The following is a 19,380-nucleotide window of genomic DNA, read 5'->3' on the forward strand; positions in this document are numbered from 1 at the left end:
TCTGCTCCGTCAGTTGGACCGGTGACGCGGCCTTTTGGTTGCCCGTCACGGCTGGTACGACAGTTGCGGGACGTCGAAACACGTGGTGTTCATGTCACCTTGGGAGACCCAGCCCCGGCCGTCCTCCCAACGGGCCACCGACAGACAGGTCCGGCGCTCCTTCGGCGGTTCGGCGAGCCGCTCGAAGCCGACCGGGATCAGCAGGCCGTCGGCGGTGTAGCCCTGGCTGCGGTTCATGAAGCCGTCCACGCACGCGCGCGTGACGCCCTGTCGGGCGCACGACTTCGCCGCGTCCGTGAACCACATGGCCGCCGCCCAGCCCTCCAACTGCCACTGGGAGTGCGTCTTCAGACCCTTGGTGGCCTCCCGGAACTCCCGTACGGCGGCCTGGTCGGTGTCCTCGTGGTTGCGGGACGATCCGGTCGCCCACAGGGCGTTGCGGCAGCGCGGGGCGTCCTTGTAGTCCTCGGCGACGGCGGAGGTCCAGTTCTGTACGTTCGTGACCTTGGCGGTGACCTCGGCGCCGACGTCGTCCATCGCCTCGCACAGCCGGGCGTTGCCGTGAGTGTCGAGGGCGTCGAAGACTAGGTCGGCGCCCTGCTCCTTCAGATCGGCGGCCGCCGCGCGGAAGTTGGGCAGCGCGAAGTCGACCTGCTCGGCGACCACCTTGTAGCCCTCGGCCCTCAGCCCTCGCTCGACGAGCCGGGCGTAGGCGGCGGACGCGGGCTGGTTGTACGAGACGACAGCGGCCGTACGGGCGCCGTGCTCGCGTTTGAAGTAGCGGTAGACCTCCGTGCCGCCGTACTGCTCGCCGTCCCAGCCCGTGGTGCCGGCGCGGGGCGCGAGGCTGCCGTAGATGCCGTACAGGTGCGGATAGGTGTCGTAGGCGGCCCCGATGGGCTGGCCGCCGATGTCGGGTACGCGCGCGTGGGAGACGCGCGAGGCTCCGGCGTAGTCCAGGGCGGTGGTGGCGACCAGGGCGACGACCTCGTCCTCGTCGATCAGCCGGTGCACGCACTCGTTGTTGCCGACGCCGCTGCCGCCGTCGTCGCACAGTCGCACCTCGACGCGGCGGCCGTCGATGCCGCCGCGCGCGTCGAGGCGGTCGAAGAAGGCCTTGGCGCCGTCGCGCGGGCCGGTGAAGGCGTTGCCGCCGACCGGGCTGGTGGCGCTGGTGATGATGCCGACACGGATCGGGGTGCGGTCGCCGGCCGGCGCCGAGGAGCTGCCCCGGTCACGGTGCTCGAAGTCGCTCTCCGGCAGCCGGCTGCCGCACGCCGTACCCAGAGTCAGCAGCATCACGGCGATCGCCGCCTCAGCAACCGGGGATCGGCGACCCATTGCCGCTCAACTGGACCAGCGCGCACAGCGTCTTGACGGACACCTTCCAGGTGCCGTCCTGTTCGACCGCGCTCCCGGAGGCGTTCGGCAGGGCGGTAGCGCCCTTCAGCGTCAGGTCGTAGGTCACATTCGCCTCGGTCGGCGAGGTGAACTCGACCTTGGAGACCTTCGCCTGGACCTGCCCGCCGCGCTCGTCACCGCTGAACGCCTGCAGGACCGGCCCCATCCGGTCGCCGTTCTCCAGCACGGCCTGCTTCTCCTCCGTGGAGGTCGCCGGGTCGAAGAACTTCTGCCAGTTCTGCTTGATCTCCGTCTCGGCCGCCCCCACGTCGGGGGGCGCCGTCGCGGCCGGAGACTGCTCGGTCTGCCGGGTCTGCTCGACGGTCGGTGTCGGCGGCGTCTCGCCGCCGCCTCCTTCGTCGTCGCTGCAGGCCACGAGGGCCGGGGCGAGGGAGAGGAGCAGGGCTGCCGCCATGGCGGTCCCCCGTCCCGCCGCGCGTGGACCACGCCGCCCGTGTGCCGTGCTCCGCCTGAGGTCGCTCCCGAGAACCATCTGGCTCACCGCCGGGTGTCGATCCGGGCCGTGTGCGCCCGGTGCTTTCAGGGTCAGCTTGCAGGAGGCATAGTGCAAGCCATTGGCTGACATGGACAGGCACATGCGCAGAAACCCGAAGCGCATGCACACAAACCCGACGTGTGGGAGCCAGCGATGCGGACAGCCCGACTGCGGACCGTGCACCCCGTCCTGTGGGCCGGCTGGGCCGCGCTCGCCGCGGGCGCGGTGCTCTGCGTCATCGGCTGGTACGGCATCTCCGGCGAACGGTTCGCCGAGCGGCAGCTGCCGTATCTCGCGTCCTGCACGGTCCCCGGCGCCGCGCTGATCATCGCCGGGGCGGTGCTGCTCACCCACGGCCGGGGCGCGCTCGCCGCCGCGCGCGTGGAGGAGCTGTACGGCCTTCTGGTGGCCGTCGAACCCGCCGACGCCGAGGAGTCCGGGCAGGCGGCCGCCGCGCCTGTCGCGGTCAGCGGGGACCTGCGGATGGTGCCCGGTGGCACCCTGTGGCACCGCGCGGACTGCCCGCTGGTCGCCGGGAAGGTGGAGGCCGTACCGGTCGATGCGAAGCTGGTGCGCAGCGGCGAACTGGGCCCCTGCCCGATCTGTGAGCCCGCCGAAGCGGACGACTGAGGCGGACGGCGATGTCCTCGCTGACGTACGACCTCACCCTGGCCGGCCTGTCGGTCGGCAGCGCCGCCGCGCTCACCGGGATCGGCCTGGTCGTGACGTACCGGGCGACCGGCGTGCTGAACTTCGCGCACGGGGCGATCGCCATGGTGTGCGCGTATGCGCTGCGGCAGTGCGTGGTGGAGTGGGGCTGGCCGCTGTGGGCGGGCGCGACGGTGACGCTGCTGGTCCTGGCGCCCGGCATCGGGATGGTGCTGGAACGGTTCGTATTCCGCCCCCTTTCGGTCCTGGGCAGCGACCCGGCGCAGACCCTGGTCGCGTCCATCGGGGTGTTCGTGCTGCTGGTGGGCGGCGCGGTGCTGCTGTGGGGCCAGGGGGCGCGGGACGACGCGCCGGAGCTGGTGTCGGCGGACCCCTGGGGCCAACTGGCGGTGGCGCTGGTCCTGGCGGCGGGCGTCGCGGCGGTCATCCGCTGGACGCGCTTCGGCCGGGAGCTGCGTGCCGTGGTCGACGACCGCCGACTGGCCGTCCTCGGGGGCATCGACGCGGACCGGGTCGCGGCGGCGGGCTGGGCCTTCGGCGCCTTCACGGCGGGCCTGACGGGCGTATTGCTGGCACCGTACGTGCGCCTGGACCCGTACGGCATGCCGCTGCTGGTCATGGAGGTCGTCGCGGTCGCGGTGGCCGCCCGGATGCGCAGCCTTCCCGTCGCGGTGCTCGCGGCGCTGGCCATCGGGGTGGCCCAGAGCCAGCTGACGCGCCTGCACCCCGCGGGCTGGGGCGCGCCCCTCCTCCAGGCCGTCAGCACGAACCTCTTCGTCGTCGCCCTGCTGGTCGCGGCTCTGGCCCTCCCCCGCGTCGGCACCCGCGACGCCCTGCCGCGCACGGCCACCGCGCGCGTGCCGACGCCTCCGGGCGCCTGGATCGTCGCGGTCGTGCTCTTCCTGCTCCCTCTGGGCTTCGCGGGCTCGGACCTGCACACGTCCGTGCAGGTGCCGGCGCTGGCCGTGGTGCTGCTCTCCCTGGTCGTCGTCACGGGCCGCGGCGGTCAGATCTCCCTCGGCCAGGCGGCGTACGCGGGCCTGGGCGTCCTCTTCACGGCTCTCCTGGCGGCCGGCCGCTTCCCGGGCCTGCCTCGGCTGCCGGAGCTGGCGGCACTGGCGCTGGCGGTCATCCTGGTGGCTCCCCTGGGCCTGCTCACGGGCTGGCCCGCGATCAGCCGCCGTGGACTGGCCCTGGCGCTGGCCACCTTCGCGGTGGGCGTCGGCGTGAGCCGCTTCGTCTTCGCCCAGCCGTACGCGATCTCAGGCCTCTCCCTCGGCCGCCCGGCCGGCTTCGAGGGCGACCGCGCCTACTACGTCCTGGAACTGTCCCTCCTGACGGCCGCCCTGCTGGCCACCTGGCTACTGCGCCGGGGCCGCACCGGCCGGGCCCTGGCGGCGATGCGGGACCACGAGGCCGGGGCATCGGCGGCAGGCGTCCAGGTCCCCTCCCTCAAACTCCTGGCCTTCGTCGCCGGCGCCGCCCTCGCGGCCCTGGGCGGCGGAATGCTCGGCATGGGCCTGCGCGCCTTCGACCCGGCCGCCTACGACCCCGTCCGCGGCCTCCTCTGGTTCGCCGCGGTCGTCGTCCTGGGCGCCGACAGCACCCTGGGCGCCCTCGCCGCGGCAGCCCTCCTGGTCGGCCTGGACGCGGGCACGAGGGGCGGGGTGGCGGCGGCGCTGATCGGAGTCCTGGCGGTGCTGGTGGGCCGCTTCCCCGGCGGCCCGTACGAGGCGCTGCGGACTGCGGCGGGGCGACTGCGACTGCGCCTGCGCCTGCGGCACAGAACGACGCTCACGGCGCTGGGGGTGGGGGTGCGCAGGCTGCGACCGGCGGAGCGAGGTGTCGCGTCCCGGCTGCCGCTGACGGGCCTGACGGGTGTGGCAGGTGTGACCGGCATGACCGGTGTCGCAGGTGTGACGGGCCTGACCGGTGTGACAGATGTGACGGGCGTAGACGTGACGGCATCAGGCGTAGCACGAACGACATACGACCCGCCCGGACCGACCGGAGCGCCCGGACCGACCGGACCGACCGGACCGACCCGACGGACCGACCCGACGGGGCCGACGGGACCGACGGGACCGACCGACCCGGCCGGACCGACCACCCCCACCGGTCCGATCGGACCAACCTCCCCAGCCGCCCCAGCCGGACGAGCCACACCGGCCACACCGGCCGGACCAGCCGGCCCCGCAACCACCCGACCGGCCGAGGCCGCCGACGGCGCGAAGCCCCCACAAGGGCCACCCGCACCCGACGACGAAAGCAGCACGGGTGGTGCGGGTGGGACCCCCAACGCGGCCGAAGGCCGCGTGCCCACCCACACCCCCGCACCCATCCAAACCACCCTCACCACCGTCACCACCCTCGCCACCCACCACCTCCAGGCCCACTACAACGGCTTCACCGCCCTCGACGACGTCACCCTCACCGTCCCACCCGGCAAGATCACCGCCATCGTCGGCCCCAACGGCGCAGGCAAAACCACCCTGTTCCACTGTCTCGCCGGCACCCACCACCCCACCCACGGCCAAGTCCTGCTCGGCCCCCGCGACATCACCCACCTGCCCGCCCACACCCGCACCCGCCTGGGCATCGCCCGCACCTTCCAGCAACTGGCCGTCTTCCCTTCCTTGACCGTCGCCGAGAACGTCCGCGTAGGCGCGGAGCAAGGAAGAACCCGAGACCCATCAGCCGTAGAACGCTCCCTCAGACTCCTCGGCTTGGACGGCCCCCTCAGAGCCCTGCCGGCCGCAGACCTCCCCACCGGCACCCTGAGACGCGTCGAGTTGGCCCGCGCCCTCGCGGGCAACCCGCGCGTACTGCTCCTCGACGAACCCGCCGCCGGCCTCGACACCGCCGAAGTCGCCGCACTGACCCGGATCCTGAAGGCCCTCGCCGCCGACGGCATGGCGTTGCTCGTCGTCGAGCACGACCTCGACCTGGTCGCCGACCTCGCCGACACCGTGCACGTCATGACGGCGGGCCGCGTCGTCGCCTCGGGCCCTCCCGGCCGCGTTCTCGAAGCGGCGAACTCCGAGGAGGCCCCCGCATGACCAGGCTAAAGACCACGCCCCCGTCCCCGCCCACGACCACGATCTCCCTGCGCCACGCGCGCGTGCGCTACGGCCCCCTGGAGGCCCTCCACGGCGTCACGATCACCGCCCCCGGCCCCGGCCTCACCGTTCTGCTGGGACGCAACGGATCCGGCCGTACGACCGCCCTGCACGCCCTGGCCGGAACCGTGCCGCTGTCCGGCGGCGCGGTGGTGTGGGACGGCGCCGACGTGACCCGAGTGCCCGCGCACGAGAGGGCACGCCGCGGCCTGTGCCTGGTCCCCGAGCGGCAGGCCGTGTTCGGCTCCCTCACCGTGCGCGAGCACCTCGAACTCGCGGCGGGGTCGTACGACATAGCCCTCGACGCCTACCCCAGGCTCGCATCACTCCTCGCGCGCCGCGCCGGCACCCTCTCCGGCGGCGAGCAGCGCATGCTCGCCCTCTCCCGCGCCCTGTCGGCACGCGCGCGTGTCGTGCTCGTGGACGAACCCGCGCAGGGCATGTCACCCGCGGTGGCCGCCCGTACGTACCGGCTGCTCGGCGAACTCCACGCGTGCGTGGTCGTCGCCGAGCAACGGCTGCCGCCCGCCCTGTACGGCCGGGCGGCGTTCGTCCACGAACTGCGGCGCGGCGCGGTCGTGTTCAGCGGCGAGTCGGGCGAATGGGAGCGCCGTGCCGCGCACCGAACCGGGTCGAGCCCTTCCTGAGGAGCTGCGACGTCTTCGCGGTCAGCCGTGCCGTGACGCTCGGTCTCCCCAGGTCCATACGGCCCTTGAGCCCGTACCGCCTGGAGCAGTGCGGCCACGCGCCCCACCCCTGCGAGGCCACCACCTTCCGGGCGATCTCGATCTGCTCCCGCCGGGTGGCGAGATCCGCGCGCGCGGCGTACTTCGCCCCGCCGAAGCCCTCCCAGGTCTGCTGCGAGAACTGCAGTCCCCCGTAGTGGCCGTTGCCGGTGTTGATGTGCCAGTCACCGCCGCTCTCACACGCGGCGACGCAGCCCCAGGGCCACTGATCCTTGGCACATTCGTACGCCGCGCGTTTGGGCGGCGGTCCGGGGGCCGGTTGGGACGCCGTATGGCTTGCGCGTGCCGCGTACGTGGCCTGCGCTGCGTGCGCTGCGTGCGTTGCGTGCGATCCGTGCGTCGCGTGCGACGTTCCCGGGGCCACGGCGGTGAACAGGGCGGCGGCCAGGACGATCTTGAGCGGTGTGCAATTCATATGAGCACGCTAGGCAGCTTATTGCGGCCTGCCGGGGCAACGCGTCCGACGACCGCGGGTGCCCCACCCGGTCGGCGGACCGGGTGGGGCACCACGCCCGGGACAGGGAGCGCTGCTCAGAGTTCGAGGCGCTGCCCGGGCACGATCAGATGGGGATCGGCGCCGATGACGGACTTGTTGGCGTCGTAGAGCTGTCGCCAGGTGGTCCCGTGCCGCGCGGCGATGCGGCTCAGCGTGTCGCCCGTACGGACGGTGTAGTCACCGCGGGACGAGCTGCGGTTCGTGTGTTCCGTCGAACGCTCCTGCGTCTGCGCCGGAGTCGACGGGGCCGCCTCGGCCGAGGAGGAGGCCGAGCCGGCGGCGGAAGCCGCGGGTGCGCTCCCGGACGCCCCGGCCCGGGCCGAACAGGTCGGCCACGCGCCCCATCCCTGGGCGCGCTGGACCTTGGTGGCCACGGCGATCTGCTGGTCCTTGGTCGCCTGGTCCGCGGTCGCCGCGTAGGCCGTACCGCCGTAGGCGCGCCAGGTGGAGGCGGCGAACTGCAGTCCGCCGTAGTAGCCGTTGCCGGTGTTGATGTGCCAGTCGCCGCCGCTCTCGCACTGGGCGATGCGGTCCCACACTCCGCTGTCCGCCGCCGCGGCGTTGCCGGTCGCGGCCAGCAGCCCGAGCGGGGCGAGCAGTGCCGCCCCGGCGAGGACCGCCGTCGTACGAGCCCGGCTCGCATTCGCAGCCGGGGTCTTCGGCGCCTTCCGAGCGTTGTCGCGAGTGTTATCGGCACATTCGGACATGTAGTTCCCTCTCGAAGCGCTCGGGGTCCCCCAAGGCGGAACGCCACTGCGCACGCCATGGGGCGTGTGAGCGGCGCGGCCCCGTCCGCCGGAGGTTGGTGCTGTGAGCTGACTGGTGCGGTGCGGCGGACGTACCCGAGCGGTGCTCGTTGCACACGGCCGAGGAATCTAGGGACAGCTGGCGTTCGGCATCAACCAACTCCTTGTCATTCCAGGCCAGTTCGCCGTTACCCAGGGTATCGGCGATTTTCGGCCACCCACTTCATTCGCTGATTTCGGGATTTGTCGACCATCCACCCTGACGATCTGTGACACACCCCACGCAACCAACTTCCTTTGGTTTTCGAGGACTTGACCGTGAGTGGGCGATTCCGCACCCAACGTGACCGTGCGCGATGGATGGTTCGATTCCGTTCGCCGTGGTGCGTGACTCCCGCCACAGATCGTCCGTTGTCTTCTTCATGAGCCCGGGAGCCGCCCGGTTCACGGGCCGGGAGCCACCCGGCCCCGCCACGCCACATCCCGAGGGAGCCATCCGTGCCGCGCATGCTCGACGTCAGCGACGAGGTACGTGCCGAGATCGGCGACGAAGAAGCCGACCGGCTGCTCGCCGGAGAGAACGCCCCGGGCAGTTACGACTGCACCTCCTGCCGCACCCCGGGCGACTCCGAACAGGAGCGCACCAGCACCGTCCTGTTCATCGGGGACGAGACCGCCGTCCTCGCCTTCGCCCACGCCACGTGCCTGCCCTCGCAGGTCGTCCAGGTCACCGAGGAGCAGCTGCGGGGTGCCGTGAAGTCCATCACCGGCGACCGGGTCGACCTGGAGCCGGAGACGATCGTGCCGGAGCAGGCCGTACTCGGCGTGACCAGCGGCCTGGTGCTGATCGCCGGGGAACTGCACCCCGCCCTGGTCGTGGAGCCGACCGGACCCATCGTGCGCCCCGGGGCGATCGACGCCGGGGACGACTTCCTTCCGCTGCTCATCGAGCAGGGGTTCATGCCGGTGACGGAGCTGGCCGAGGTGCCGCCGGTACTGCACGGCTGGTCCGTGCTGTTGGCCATGGGCCAGCTGCACGCGGTGCTGCAGCCGGGGACCGGCCCCTCCGGGGGGCAGCCGGTCGCCTGGTGGCAGGCGCATCAGCCGCTGCAGGTGACCGACGGCTGGCGGGCCGCCGCGAACAAGCACCAGCAGGTACTGATGTTCGCGGCGCCGGTGGGCTCCATCGGGCGCCAGCCCCGGGAGGATCTGCTGCGCGAGGCGCTGGACAAGGCGGCGGCGAACGGGAAGTTGGTCGGAGCCGCTCTGCCCCTGGCGGGAACCTGAAAGCGCCTACGGGGGAGGGGGGACTGCGGGTCGTACGGCGACTGCGGGTGATTCGTGGCTGGTCGCGCCGTTCCTCGCACCCCTAAAGGGCGCTGCCGGACCGCATCTCATCAGGCTCGGGGTCGTTTGGACATAACGTGCATGCATACGACGTTCCCCGCCATCAGGGCGGCCCCTCGCCCACGCCGATCTACGACGCGCTCTACGCCGAGTACGTCAAGTCCTTCCGTTCGCTGCCGGGTGATCGCAGCGGTGAGGAGGACCTGGGGTTCGTCGCGTTCGGGAACATCCAGCGGAGCACCGGGACGTACGGCGGCCATCGACCGGGGTCGTTCAGCAGCTCGTACAGCGCCTACAGCGCGGGGGCCCACAGCGCCCGCCACGGCAACCACCAGCAGCCGCAGTGGCAGCGTGTCGGGCACATCGGCCCGCAGGGGAGCACGGGGATGCAGCACGTCCCGGCCGCGCTGCCGCCGGCGCGCAGAGGCTGAGCATGACGGAAGGGCGGCCCGCACCGGGCCGCCCTTCCGTCATGTCCGCTACTTCCAAGTGCCGCTACTTCTTCTTGCCGCGCTTCTCGCGCACCCGCACCGAGATATGGATCGGCGTCCCCGCGAAGCCGAACTCCTCGCGCAGTCGGCGTTCGATGAAGCGGCGGTAGCCCGCCTCGATGAAGCCGGAGGCGAAGAGCACGAAGCGCGGGGGCTTGGTGCCGGCCTGGGTGCCGAAGAGGATGCGCGGCTGCTTGCCGCCCCGGATCGGGTGGGGGTGGGCGGCGACCAGCTCGCCGAGGAAGGCGTTGAGGCGGCCCGTCGGGACGCGGGTCTCCCAGCCGGCGAGGGCCGTCTCGATCGCGGGGACCAGCTTCTCCATGTGCCGGCCGGTGTGGGCGGAGACGTTGACCCGGGGCGCCCAGGCGACCTGGCCGAACTCGGTCTCGATCTCCCGCTCCAGGTAGTAGCGGCGCTCCTCGTCGAGGGTGTCCCACTTGTTGTAGGCGATGACCATCGCGCGCCCGGCCTCGACGGCCATCGTCACGATCCGCTGGTCCTGGACCGAGATGGACTCGGCGGCGTCGATCAGGATGACCGCCACCTCGGCCTTCTCCACGGCGGCCGCGGTGCGCAGCGAGGCGTAGTAGTCGGCGCCCTGCTGGAGGTGGACGCGCTTGCGGATGCCCGCCGTGTCGACGAACTTCCAGGTCACGCCGCCGAGTTCGATGAGCTCGTCGACCGGGTCACGGGTGGTTCCGGCCAGCTCGTTGACGACGACGCGCTCCTCGCCCGCCACCTTGTTCAGGAGGGAGGACTTGCCGACGTTCGGCCGGCCGATCAGGGCGATGCGGCGCGGGCCACCGATGCCGGCCCCGCCGAACGACTCGCGCGGCGCCTCCGGCAGTGCCTCCAGGACGGAGTCCAGCATGTCGCCGGTGCCGCGGCCGTGCAGGGCGGACACGGGGTGCGGCTCCCCGAGACCGAGGGACCACAGGTACGTGGCGTCCGCCTCGCCGCTGGGACCGTCGACCTTGTTGGCGCACAGCACCACGGGCTTGCCGGCCTTGCGCAGCAGTCGTACGACGGCCTCGTCGGTGTCGGTGGCCCCCACCTTGGCGTCGACGACGAACACCACGGCGTCGGCGGCCTCGATGGCGTACTCGGCCTGCGCGGCCACGGAGGCGTCGATGCCGAGGACGTCCTGCTCCCAGCCGCCGGTGTCGACGACCTTGAAGCGGCGGCCGGCCCACTCGGCCTCGTAGGTCACGCGGTCACGGGTGACGCCGGGCTTGTCCTCGACGACGGCCTCGCGGCGGCCGATGATGCGGTTGACGAGCGTCGACTTGCCGACATTCGGCCGCCCGACGACGGCGAGGACGGGAAGCGGCCCATGTCCGGCTGCCTCGATCGCCCCCTCGACGTCCTCGAGGTCGAAGCCCTCTTCCGCGGCGAGCTCCATGAACTCCGCGTACTCGGCGTCGCCAAGCTCTCCGTGGTCGTGCTCTTCGAGCGAGCCCTCGGAGTGGATGTGGTCGTTCATGAAGTCCGTACCTCGTCGTTCATCGTGGTGATCGGTGGAGCACCGGGTGTCCCCCGGCTGATCCACTACTCAGCTACTCAGTGTCGCCCGGCGGCCGGTCAGCCGCCTGGCGTTTTCCAGGTGCGCGGTGAGCTGCTTCTGGATGCGCTCGGTCGCCTCGTCCAGCGCCTTGCGCGTACGCCGTCCGCTGCCGTCGCCCGCCTCGAAGGGGTCGCCGAAGACGACGTCGATACGGCTGCGCAGCGGAGGCAGCCCCTTTATCAACCGTCCCGGCCGGTCGGAACTTCCCAGCACGGCGATCGGGACGATCGGCGCCCCGCTGCGCACCGCGAAGTAGGCGAGCCCGGCGCGCAGGGAGGCGAAGTCGCCCTCGCCCCGGGTGCCCTCCGGGAAGATACCGAGGACGCCGCCGGCCGACAGGACGTCGAGGGCCTGCGTGATCGCCGTACGGTCGGTGGTCTCGCGGTCCACCTTCAGCTGGCCGATCCCGGTCAGGAACGGATCCAGCGGCCCGATGAACGCCTCTTTCTTGATCAGGAAGTGCGTCGGCCGGGGCGCCACGCCCATGACCATCGGGCCGTCGATGTTGTGCGAGTGGTTGACGGCGAATATCACCGGACCGCTCGCGGGCACCTTCCAGGCGCCGAGCACGCGCGGCCTCCACAGCCCGTACATCAGACCGACGCCGATGCGCCTGCCGACCTCGGCGCCCCGCTCCGAAGACAGGGACGGACGGTTCACTTCGCGGCTCGCTTCTCCTCGACGAGCGTGACGACGCACTCGATGACCTGCGACAGCGTGAGCTCGGTGGTGTCCACCTCGACCGCGTCGTCCGCCTTGGCGAGCGGCGAGGTCTTACGGCTGGAGTCGGCGGCGTCCCGCTTGATCAGCGCCTCCCGGGTCGCGTTGACGTCGGCGCCCTTCAGCTCACCGCTACGGCGGGCCGCGCGGGCCTCCGGGGAGGCGGTGAGGAAGATCTTCAGGTCGGCGTCGGGCAGCACGGTCGTACCGATGTCGCGGCCCTCGACGACGATGCCGATCTCCGCGGACTTGGCCAGGGAGCGCTGCAGCTCGGTGATCCGCGCCCGCACGTCCGGTACGGCACTCACCGCGCTGACCTTGGAGGTGACCTCCTGGGTGCGGATCGGGCCGGCGACGTCGGTGCCGTCGACGGTGATCGTCGGGTTGTCCGGGTCGGTGCCGGAGACGATCTCGGGCTTGCCGGCCACGGCGGCGATCGCGGACGGGTCCTCTATGTCGATCCCGTTGGCCACCATCCACCAGGTGATCGCCCGGTACTGGGCGCCGGTGTCCAGGTAGCTCAGCCCGAGCTGTGCGGCAACGGCCTTCGACGTGCTCGACTTGCCCGTGCCGGAGGGGCCGTCGATGGCGACAATCACGGGCTTGGCGGCACCGTTTTCCACGGGGGGACACCTTCCAGATGCGGTGTGGCGGGAGTGTGGGGACGCGAGGGCGCCCCGCACAAGGTTACTGGGTGCGCGTCACTCGTCCGGCCGCGCGCTCTCAGCCCGTCCGGCGTTTGAGGACGAGGCCCGTTCAGGGCCGAAAGCGGGGGTCTGGGGGCGACAGCCCCCAGGGATGGGACGGGTAGGGGCGGCGGGGGGCGACAGACCCCTATTGCCGGATCGCCCAGCCCCGCTCCCGCAGCGCCGCCGACAACACCGGCGCCGCCTTCGGCTCCACCATCAGCTGGACCAGACCGGCCTGCTGCCCCGTCGCATGCTCGATCCGCACATCCTCGATGTTGACCCCGGCCCGCCCCGCATCCGCGAAGATCCGCGCCAGCTGCCCCGGCTGGTCGTCGATCAGGACGGCCACCACCTCGTAGACCCGCGGAGCGGCCCCGTGCTTGCCGGGGACCCGCACCTGCCCCGCGTTCCCCCGCCGCAGCACGCCCTCGATACCGGCCGTACCCTCCACCCGCTTGTCCTCGTCGGACGACTGCAACGCCCGCAGCGCCCGCACCGCCTCCTCCAGATCGGCGGCGACATCCGTGAGCAGATCGGCGACCGGTCCCGGGTTCGCGGAGAGGATGTCGATCCACATGCCGGGATCGGAGGCCGCGATCCGCGTCACATCCCGAATGCCCTGACCGCACAGCCGTACGGCCGCCTCCTCGGCGTTCTCCAGCCGCGCGGCGACCATGCTCGACATCAGATGCGGCATGTGGGACACGAGCGCGACCGCACGGTCGTGGGCGTCGGCATCCATCACCACCGGCACCGCACGGCAGTGCGAGACCAGCTCCAGTGCGAGGTTCAGCACCTCGGTGTCGGTGTCATGGGTCGGCGTCAGCACCCAGGGACGGCCCTCGAAGAGGTCGCCGGTCGCGGCCAGCGGCCCGGACTTCTCCCGGCCCGACATGGGATGCGTACCGATGTACGACGACAGGTCGAGCCCGAGCGCCTCCAGCTCACGGCGCGGCCCGCCCTTGACGCTGGCCACGTCGAGGTAGCCGCGGGCCACACCCCGGCGCATGGCGTCGGCGAGCACCCCGGCCACGTGCGCGGGCGGGGCGGCGATGATCGCGAGGTCCACGGGCCCCGCGGGCGCCTCGTCCGTGCCGGCGCCGAGCGCGGCCGCCGTACGGGCCTGCTCGGGGTCGTGGTCGGCGAGGTGGACGGTGACCCCCCGCCCGGCCAGCGCCAGGGCGGCGGACGTGCCGATGAGGCCGGTGCCGATGACGAGTGCGGTTCTCACTGGGCGATGTCCTTGCGCAGGGCGGCCGCGGCGCCGAGGTAGACGTGCGCGATGTCGGCGCGGGGCCTGTCGGACTCGATGTGCGCGAGGACCCGTACGACACGGGGCATGGCGCCCTCGATGTCCAGTTCCTGGGCGCAGATCAGCGGGACGTCGGCGAAGCCGTCGCCGAGCTTGCGGGCGGCGGCCGCCGGGAAGTCGCTGTGCAGATCGGGCGTGGCCGTGAACCAGATGCTGATCAGGTCGTCCGCGGTGAGGTCGTTCCGCTCCAGGATCGCGGTGAGCAGGGCCCCGACCTGCTCGTCCATGTGGCCGGATTCGTCCCGCTCCAGTTGGACGGCCCCCCGGACCGCTCGTACCGCCACGGCGCTGCTCCTTGCTGATGTACGGAATCGGCTCTGACGACTGTCCAGCCTAGTCAGCCCGGGTGCGGCGGACGCATTTCGCCCGCCCGCTGAGACAGCCGGACCCCGCATGGTCGGCTTTGGGGCACTGTCACCCGTCCGTCCCGGTTTCGCTAATGGACCGCGAACGCCTCCGTGCACCTCTGGACGCCGCGCCGCGGCTCCGCTCTCATGGGCAGGAAGCTCGCCTCGGGGGAGGCCTCATGAAGCGTCCCGGACCCTTGCTCACCCTTCTCGCGGGACTGTTGGTCGGCGTGTTCATGCTGTCGCTCAACGCGACGACGGGGACGAAGAGTGCGGCCTCCTCGTCCGCGGACACCCCGAAACAGTCACCCGCGGCAACGGCGTCACCCACACCGACGCGGACATCCCCGTCCCCCTCGACCTCGTCCTCACCCTCACCCTCCAGGACCTCCGTCCCCGATGCCCGCTACGCCGGCCGCACGGACGACGACTCCTCCGCCGTCGCCCTCACCCTGCGCGACGGCAGGGCGATCGCGTACTTCTGCGACGGCCGCGCCAAGGAGTCGTGGCTGAAGGGCCAGGTCGAGGACGACGGCACGATGCGGCTCACCGGCAAGGACGGTTCCGTGCTCGACGGCACCCTCGAGGACGGCAGGCGCGTCCGCGGCACGGTCGACATCGACGGCGGGCACTACGCCTTCACCGCCGATCGGACGAGGAAGCCGTCGGGCCTTTACCGGGCCACCGCGACCGTGCGCGGCGCCGAGGTCGACGGCGGCTGGATCGTGCTGCCGGACGGCCGCCAGGTCGGCGTCCTCACCCGCGACGGCGAACCCTCGCGCGCCCCCCGGATCGCCCCGGAGACCGGCGCGGTGACGGTCGACGGACAGCGAATCACGGCCCGCCCGGTCGTCCCCTGATCCCCCTACTGGATCCCCTCCTCGGTCCGCCTCCTCGGTCCGCCTCCTCGGTCCGCCTCCTCGGTCCGCCTTCTCGATCCACCTTCTCGATCCCCCTCCTCCCGGGAGTCGATCATGACCGTCGACCCGAACGCCGTCACCCAGGACTTCCCCTCCCCGCAGCCCGGCCATCGCCGCCCGGGCGCGGCCCGCTATGTGGTCCCGGCGCTGGCCGCCGTCGCGGTCGCGGTGGCCCTGGGGGCCTACGGCAAGGTCCACGACCCGACCGGGACGGCCTTCAACCTCGCCGGATTCAGCAGCACAGGGGCGGTGAAGTCGTGGCTGGCGACGGCGGCGATCTTCTTCGCGCTCGTCCAGCTGGTCTCCGCGCTGATGCTGTACGGCAGGCTGCCGGGGCCGGCCTGGTCGGCCGCACTGCACCGCTGGTCGGGCCGGGTGGCGTTCCTGCTCTCCGTCCCCGTGGCGGTGCACTGCCTCTACGCCATGGGCTACCAGACGTATGAAACGCGCGTTTTCTTGCACTCTGTCCTGGGTTGCTTCTTCTTCGGTGCTTTCAGTGCAAAGATGCTTTTGCTCCGCTCGGAGCGACTCCCCGGCTGGCTGCTGCCGATCGTCGGCGGGCTGGTCCTCACCGCTCTCACGATCATCTGGCTCACATCCGCCCTCTGGTTCTTCCGCACATTCGGAGTGACGACATGACCTACCGTCCGACGCGGCGCACCATCCTCATCGCGACGGGCGCGACAGGCGCGACCGCGCTCGTCGCGGGCTGTGGCGGTTCCGACGACAACGGCGACTCGACCTCGACCACCTCCCCCGGCCAGGACGACCAGGACGGCCAGGAAGGCAAGGAGCTGGCCACCACCTCGGAGATCCCGGTGGGCGGCGGCACGATCTTCAAGGACGACGAGGTGGTGGTGACCCAGCCGGAGCAGGGCGACTTCAAGGCCTTCTCCGCCATCTGCACGCATCAGCAGTGCACGGTCGCGACGGTCGCGGACGGCACGATCAACTGCCCCTGCCACGGCAGCAAGTTCAACATCACGGACGGCTCGGTGGCCCACCCACCGGCGACCAGGCCGCTGCCCGAGAAGCAGATCGTCGTGGACGGAAATACGATCCGCCTGGCGTGATCCGCCGCGTACGCTCCGGGCATGCACCCCGAGACCCTGGTCCGCGACCACACGATCTACGCCTGTGTCATGGGCTCGCGCGCCTTCGGTCTGGCGACGGACGGCAGCGACACCGACCGCCGGGGCGTGTTCCTCGCTCCCACGCCCCTCTTCTGGCGCTTCGACAAGCCGCCCACGCATGTCGACGGCCCGCGGGAGGAGCAGTTCAGCTGGGAGCTGGAACGCTTCTGCGAGCTGGCCCTGCGCGCCAACCCGAACATCCTGGAGTGCCTGCACTCCCCGCTCGTGGAGTACGCCGACGACACGGGTCGCGAGCTGCTCGCCCTGCGCGAGGCGTTCCTGTCCCGCCAGGCCCTGGAGACGTTCACGCGCTACGCGCTGGGCCAGCGCAAGAAGCTGGAGGCGGACGTCCGCTCGCACGGGGCCCCGCGCTGGAAGCACGCGATGCACCTGCTGCGCCTCCTGACGAGCGCCCGCGACCTGCTCCGCACCGGCCGCCTGACGATCGACGTGGGCGACCAGCGCGCACCGCTGCTGGAGGTCAAGCGCGGTGAGGTCCCCTGGCCGGAGGTGGAGTCCCGGATGAGCCGCCTGGCGCGGGAGGCGGAGGAGGCCTCCCACCGCAGCCCGCTCCCGGCCGAGCCGGACCGCCCCCGGGTCGAGGACTTCCTGATCCGCGTCCGCCGCGCGTCAGCGCTCCAGCCGGATCCGTACGACGAAGGCGTGCAGGGCGTCGTGGACCGCCGGGGCGTCGGGAAGCGCTGAGGCCGTCTGCGCCTCGTCCAGCACGGTGTGCAGCCGCTCCACGTCGGCCGCCACGCGCGCGTGCTCGACGTCGGCGGCCCCGTGCTCCTGCTCCGCCTTCGCCGCGATCAGCTCCGGCAGATAGCCGGGGGCCTCGACCTCCCCGATCAACGTCGGCAGATGCGGCTGCACCTCACCGCTGCGCATCAGATGGACGCCGGTGAGCAGGACCCGGAAGGTGTAGAGCAGCGGCTTGAGCTCCCCGGTCTTCTCGAACAGCCGCCACTGAGTGTTCGCGAACCCTCGGTAGTGATGGGCGTGATGACCGGTGAGCACGCCGGGCGCGAGCTCGGCCAGCTCGCGATGGGCGTCCGTGGTGTGCACGACGAGCGGCGAGAGCAACTGCTCCAGGACATAGCCGTTGCGGCGCAGCATCAGCCGTACGAACTTGCGCAGGTCGTGCGTGACCAGGTCCATCTCGACGCCGTCCCGCACCCACATCCGCGACCGCGTCTCGTCCGGCTCCCGCAGCCCGACGAGGTCGGCGGTCGGCAGCAGGTGCACGCCCCGCAGGTCCACGTCCGAGTCACGCGACGGGAAGCCGTACAGATGCGCGCCGGAGACCGTCGCGAACAGCACCGGGTCGGGCTGCTCGGCGACGACGGGCGCGAGGTCGATGTCCAGGGCGTCGATCATCCGTCAAGCGTCCCAGAGCGCCCCGAGGGTCAGCAGGTCCCCCCGGTACTCGATCCGGTCCGCCCACTCCGTCGGCCAGGCGTCGGCGCCCAGGTAGGCGCCCGCGAACGCGCCGGCCAGGCATGCGATCGAGTCCGAGTCGCCGGACGTGCAGGCGGCCCGGCGCAGGGCCGTCAACGGCTCGTCGACGAACCACAGGAAGCACAACAGGCCGGTGGCCATGGCCTCTTCGGCGATCCAGCCCTCGCCGGTCGCCCGGCACGGGTCGGTCTCGGGTGAGACGGTACGCACGGCCTCCTGAAGGCGGTCCAGGACTCCCAGGCACTCGTCCCAGCCGCGCGCGATGAAGTGCTCGGGCGTCGGGTCCTGGCCGCGGGTCCACAGGTCGCCGAGCCAGCGCTCGTGGTAGTGGCTGCGGTTCTCGAAGGCGTACGACCGCAGCAGCCCGACCAGTCCGGTCGGCTCGGCGCCCTGCGCGAGGAGGCGTACGGCGTGCGCGGTCAGGTCGGAGGCGGCGAGCGCCGTCGGATGTCCGTGGGTGAGGGCGGACTGCAACTGGGCGGCGCCCGCCCGCTGTTCGTCGCTGAGACCGGGGATGAGCCCGATCGGCGCCACGCGCATGTTGGCGCCGCAGCCCTTGGAGCCGATCTGGCTGGCGTCCTGCCACGGCCTGCTCTCGTCCTTCAGCAGATCGCAGGCGACGAGGCAGGTCCGGCCCGGCGCCCGGTTGTTCTCCGGTGACTGGTACCAGTCGACGAACTCCTCCCGCACCGGCCGCTCCAGCCGCTTCGGCCCGAGCACGCCACGGTCCATCGCCGTGCGCAGCCCCTTCCCCAAGGCGAGCGTCATCTGTGTGTCGTCGGTGACGAGGGCCGGGGTCGGCAGCTCCATCCCGGCCCAGGGGCCGCACTCGGCGAGGATCGACGGGACGTCGTTGAACTCGGTCGGGTACCCGAGCGCGTCCCCGAGGGCGAGGCCGAGCAGGGAGCCGGTGGCGGCGCGCTTGCGGACGGTGGTCGTGGTCATGCGGGGCGTCCTTCCGAGGTCGGCCGGAGCAGGGGCGGGTGGAGCGTGGCGGCGGTGCCCGCGCGGTACAGCGCGGCCGGTTTGCCACGGCCGCCGGTGAGCCGGGCGGCGCCGGGTACGGTTTCGACGAAGCCCGGCGTGGCGAGGACCTTGCGGCGGAAGTTGGGCCGGTCGAGGGAGGTGCCCCACACCGTCTCGTAGACCTGTTGCAGCTCGCCGAGCGTGAACTCGGGCGGACAGAAGGCGGTGGCGAGACCGGTGTACTCGAGCTTTGCGCCGACGCGGTCATGAGCGTCGGCCAGGATGCGGTCGTGGTCGAAGGCGAGGGGTCCCGCCGTGTCGTACGGCACCCAGCGCGCCTGTGCCGCGTCGCTGCCGCCGTGCGGTTCGGGCGGGTGGGGCAGCAGCGCGGTGAAGGCTACCGTCACGACCCGCATCCGGGGGTCACGGTCGGGCTCGCTGTAGGTCCGCAGCTGCTCCAGGTGCAGCCCCGAGACGTCCGACAGGCCGGTCTCCTCGGCGAGTTCACGCCGGGCCGCCGTCTCCGCCGACTCGTCGGGCTGCACGAAACCGCCGGGCAGCGCCCAGTGGCCCTGGTACGGCTCCTGCCCGCGTTCGACGAGCAGGACGTTCAGGACACCGTCGCGGAGGGTGAGGACCGCGAGGTCGGCGGTGACGGCGAAGGGTTCGTGCGCGTACTTGTCGTAGTCCATGCCCATGAGAACCCACCCACCCCCTCAACCGCCTTTATAGTCATCACGACTATAAAGAGGGTGGG

The 19,380-nt window shown here is 71.9% G+C and carries 21 protein-coding genes; 9 read left to right on the top strand and 12 right to left on the bottom strand.

The window, feature by feature from the left end:
* Window positions 1-45 precede the first annotated feature (45 nt).
* Together ABIE67_RS11130 and ABIE67_RS11135 are read right to left on the bottom strand one after the other, a co-directional pair.
* Entirely contained in the window at window positions 46-1,341 is a 1,296-nt protein-coding gene (locus ABIE67_RS11130; RefSeq protein WP_370256237.1) for an ABC transporter substrate-binding protein, read from the bottom strand.
* Window positions 1,316-1,894, bottom strand: a complete 579-nt coding sequence (locus ABIE67_RS11135) for a hypothetical protein (protein WP_370256240.1) — start codon at window positions 1,892-1,894, stop codon at window positions 1,316-1,318. The genes ABIE67_RS11130 and ABIE67_RS11135 overlap by 26 nt, the downstream gene beginning before the upstream one ends.
* 156 nt (window positions 1,895-2,050) lie before the next feature.
* On the opposite strand from ABIE67_RS11135, the gene ABIE67_RS11140 reads away from it, so the two are divergent.
* The 3 genes from ABIE67_RS11140 to ABIE67_RS11150 are packed head-to-tail and all read left to right on the top strand — an operon-like array spanning window position 2,051 to window position 6,332.
* A complete protein-coding gene (locus tag ABIE67_RS11140) occupies window positions 2,051-2,527 on the top strand; it encodes a hypothetical protein (RefSeq protein ID WP_370256241.1) in 477 nt (158 codons plus the stop codon).
* Between the two features lie 11 nt (window positions 2,528-2,538).
* Window positions 2,539-5,625 carry an ATP-binding cassette domain-containing protein gene (locus ABIE67_RS11145; protein ID WP_370256245.1) on the top strand — a complete coding sequence of 1,029 codons (3,087 nt, stop codon included), beginning with the start codon at window positions 2,539-2,541 and terminating at the stop codon, window positions 5,623-5,625.
* Entirely contained in the window at window positions 5,622-6,332 is a 711-nt protein-coding gene (locus ABIE67_RS11150; protein ID WP_370256248.1) for an ATP-binding cassette domain-containing protein, read from the top strand. The genes ABIE67_RS11145 and ABIE67_RS11150 overlap by 4 nt, the downstream gene beginning before the upstream one ends.
* On the opposite strand, the gene ABIE67_RS11155 is transcribed toward ABIE67_RS11150, so the two are convergent.
* Window positions 6,268-6,846: a transglycosylase family protein gene (locus ABIE67_RS11155; RefSeq protein ID WP_370256250.1), complete on the bottom strand. Its 579-nt coding sequence runs from the start codon at window positions 6,844-6,846 to the stop codon at window positions 6,268-6,270. The two genes, ABIE67_RS11150 and ABIE67_RS11155, sit on opposite strands and share 65 nt — an antisense overlap.
* Window positions 6,847-6,962: 116 nt before the next feature.
* Window positions 6,963-7,634, bottom strand: a complete 672-nt coding sequence (locus ABIE67_RS11160) for a transglycosylase family protein (RefSeq protein WP_370256251.1) — start codon at window positions 7,632-7,634, stop codon at window positions 6,963-6,965.
* A gap of 537 nt (window positions 7,635-8,171) precedes the next feature.
* Between ABIE67_RS11160 and ABIE67_RS11165 the strand changes: the two genes are divergently transcribed.
* Together ABIE67_RS11165 and ABIE67_RS11170 are read left to right on the top strand one after the other, a co-directional pair.
* On the top strand, window positions 8,172-8,960 hold the full coding sequence (locus tag ABIE67_RS11165; RefSeq protein WP_370256253.1) for a hypothetical protein: 789 nt from the start codon (window positions 8,172-8,174) through the stop codon (window positions 8,958-8,960).
* A 137-nt stretch (window positions 8,961-9,097) separates the two neighbouring features.
* Window positions 9,098-9,451: a hypothetical protein gene (locus tag ABIE67_RS11170; protein ID WP_370256254.1), complete on the top strand. Its 354-nt coding sequence runs from the start codon at window positions 9,098-9,100 to the stop codon at window positions 9,449-9,451.
* Window positions 9,452-9,515: 64 nt separating this feature from the next.
* On the opposite strand, the gene der is transcribed toward ABIE67_RS11170, so the two are convergent.
* From der to aroH, 5 genes are all read right to left on the bottom strand, one after another.
* Entirely contained in the window at window positions 9,516-10,994 is a 1,479-nt protein-coding gene (gene der / locus ABIE67_RS11175) for a ribosome biogenesis GTPase Der (protein ID WP_370256256.1), read from the bottom strand.
* A gap of 69 nt (window positions 10,995-11,063) precedes the next feature.
* Complete coding sequence (locus ABIE67_RS11180; RefSeq protein WP_370256259.1) at window positions 11,064-11,774, bottom strand: lysophospholipid acyltransferase family protein; 711 nt, start codon at window positions 11,772-11,774, stop codon at window positions 11,064-11,066.
* Window positions 11,732-12,418: a (d)CMP kinase gene (cmk, locus tag ABIE67_RS11185; protein WP_370256261.1), complete on the bottom strand. Its 687-nt coding sequence runs from the start codon at window positions 12,416-12,418 to the stop codon at window positions 11,732-11,734. Before cmk ends, ABIE67_RS11180 begins: the two co-directional genes overlap by 43 nt.
* Window positions 12,419-12,629: 211 nt before the next feature.
* Window positions 12,630-13,715 carry a prephenate dehydrogenase gene (locus ABIE67_RS11190; RefSeq protein WP_370256264.1) on the bottom strand — a complete coding sequence of 362 codons (1,086 nt, stop codon included), beginning with the start codon at window positions 13,713-13,715 and terminating at the stop codon, window positions 12,630-12,632.
* The gene (gene aroH / locus ABIE67_RS11195; RefSeq protein WP_370256269.1) at window positions 13,712-14,080 is read right to left on the bottom strand and encodes a chorismate mutase; all 369 of its coding nucleotides are present in this window, start codon (window positions 14,078-14,080) and stop codon (window positions 13,712-13,714) included. Before aroH ends, ABIE67_RS11190 begins: the two co-directional genes overlap by 4 nt.
* A gap of 242 nt (window positions 14,081-14,322) precedes the next feature.
* Here aroH and ABIE67_RS11200 point away from each other — a divergent pair, with 242 nt between their 5' ends.
* From ABIE67_RS11200 to ABIE67_RS11215, 4 genes are all read left to right on the top strand, one after another.
* A complete protein-coding gene (locus ABIE67_RS11200; RefSeq protein ID WP_370256272.1) occupies window positions 14,323-15,003 on the top strand; it encodes a hypothetical protein in 681 nt (226 codons plus the stop codon).
* A 114-nt stretch (window positions 15,004-15,117) separates the two neighbouring features.
* Window positions 15,118-15,702, top strand: a complete 585-nt coding sequence (locus ABIE67_RS11205) for a DUF6529 family protein (RefSeq protein ID WP_370256276.1) — start codon at window positions 15,118-15,120, stop codon at window positions 15,700-15,702.
* On the top strand, window positions 15,699-16,136 hold the full coding sequence (locus ABIE67_RS11210; protein ID WP_370256280.1) for a Rieske (2Fe-2S) protein: 438 nt from the start codon (window positions 15,699-15,701) through the stop codon (window positions 16,134-16,136). Before ABIE67_RS11205 ends, ABIE67_RS11210 begins: the two co-directional genes overlap by 4 nt.
* A gap of 21 nt (window positions 16,137-16,157) precedes the next feature.
* Window positions 16,158-16,901: a DNA polymerase beta superfamily protein gene (locus ABIE67_RS11215; protein WP_370256282.1), complete on the top strand. Its 744-nt coding sequence runs from the start codon at window positions 16,158-16,160 to the stop codon at window positions 16,899-16,901.
* Here the strand turns inward: ABIE67_RS11215 and ABIE67_RS11220 are convergent.
* The 3 genes from ABIE67_RS11220 to ABIE67_RS11230 are packed head-to-tail and all read right to left on the bottom strand — an operon-like array spanning window position 16,827 to window position 19,315.
* Window positions 16,827-17,576, bottom strand: a complete 750-nt coding sequence (locus ABIE67_RS11220; RefSeq protein ID WP_370256285.1) for a DNA polymerase beta superfamily protein — start codon at window positions 17,574-17,576, stop codon at window positions 16,827-16,829. The two genes, ABIE67_RS11215 and ABIE67_RS11220, sit on opposite strands and share 75 nt — an antisense overlap.
* Window positions 17,577-17,579: 3 nt before the next feature.
* Window positions 17,580-18,602, bottom strand: a complete 1,023-nt coding sequence (locus ABIE67_RS11225) for an ADP-ribosylglycohydrolase family protein (RefSeq protein WP_370256288.1) — start codon at window positions 18,600-18,602, stop codon at window positions 17,580-17,582.
* A complete protein-coding gene (locus ABIE67_RS11230; RefSeq protein ID WP_370268444.1) occupies window positions 18,599-19,315 on the bottom strand; it encodes an NUDIX domain-containing protein in 717 nt (238 codons plus the stop codon). The genes ABIE67_RS11225 and ABIE67_RS11230 overlap by 4 nt, the downstream gene beginning before the upstream one ends.
* Between the last annotated feature and the right edge of the window lie 65 nt (window positions 19,316-19,380).

It is taken from the genome of Streptomyces sp. V4I8 (assembly GCF_041261225.1).
Classification (GTDB): Bacteria; Actinomycetota; Actinomycetes; order Streptomycetales; family Streptomycetaceae; genus Streptomyces.

Excerpts from the sequence above, each read along its gene's own strand:
- ABIE67_RS11155 (WP_370256250.1), bottom strand. The coding sequence starts at position 6,846 with ATGAATTGCACACCGCTCAAGATCGTCCTGGCCGCCGCCCTGTTCACC.
- ABIE67_RS11150 (WP_370256248.1), top strand. The coding sequence starts at position 5,622 with ATGACCAGGCTAAAGACCACGCCCCCGTCCCCGCCCACGACCACGATC.
- ABIE67_RS11215 (WP_370256282.1), top strand. The coding sequence starts at position 16,158 with ATGCACCCCGAGACCCTGGTCCGCGACCACACGATCTACGCCTGTGTC.
- der (WP_370256256.1), bottom strand. The coding sequence starts at position 10,994 with ATGAACGACCACATCCACTCCGAGGGCTCGCTCGAAGAGCACGACCAC.
- ABIE67_RS11135 (WP_370256240.1), bottom strand. The coding sequence starts at position 1,894 with ATGGTTCTCGGGAGCGACCTCAGGCGGAGCACGGCACACGGGCGGCGT.
- ABIE67_RS11145 (WP_370256245.1), top strand. The coding sequence starts at position 2,539 with ATGTCCTCGCTGACGTACGACCTCACCCTGGCCGGCCTGTCGGTCGGC.
- ABIE67_RS11205 (WP_370256276.1), top strand. The coding sequence starts at position 15,118 with ATGACCGTCGACCCGAACGCCGTCACCCAGGACTTCCCCTCCCCGCAG.
- ABIE67_RS11200 (WP_370256272.1), top strand. The coding sequence starts at position 14,323 with ATGAAGCGTCCCGGACCCTTGCTCACCCTTCTCGCGGGACTGTTGGTC.
- ABIE67_RS11230 (WP_370268444.1), bottom strand. The coding sequence starts at position 19,315 with ATGGACTACGACAAGTACGCGCACGAACCCTTCGCCGTCACCGCCGAC.
- ABIE67_RS11130 (WP_370256237.1), bottom strand. The coding sequence starts at position 1,341 with ATGGGTCGCCGATCCCCGGTTGCTGAGGCGGCGATCGCCGTGATGCTG.
- ABIE67_RS11210 (WP_370256280.1), top strand. The coding sequence starts at position 15,699 with ATGACCTACCGTCCGACGCGGCGCACCATCCTCATCGCGACGGGCGCG.
- ABIE67_RS11160 (WP_370256251.1), bottom strand. The coding sequence starts at position 7,634 with ATGTCCGAATGTGCCGATAACACTCGCGACAACGCTCGGAAGGCGCCG.
- ABIE67_RS11220 (WP_370256285.1), bottom strand. The coding sequence starts at position 17,576 with ATGATCGACGCCCTGGACATCGACCTCGCGCCCGTCGTCGCCGAGCAG.
- ABIE67_RS11225 (WP_370256288.1), bottom strand. The coding sequence starts at position 18,602 with ATGACCACGACCACCGTCCGCAAGCGCGCCGCCACCGGCTCCCTGCTC.
- ABIE67_RS11140 (WP_370256241.1), top strand. The coding sequence starts at position 2,051 with ATGCGGACAGCCCGACTGCGGACCGTGCACCCCGTCCTGTGGGCCGGC.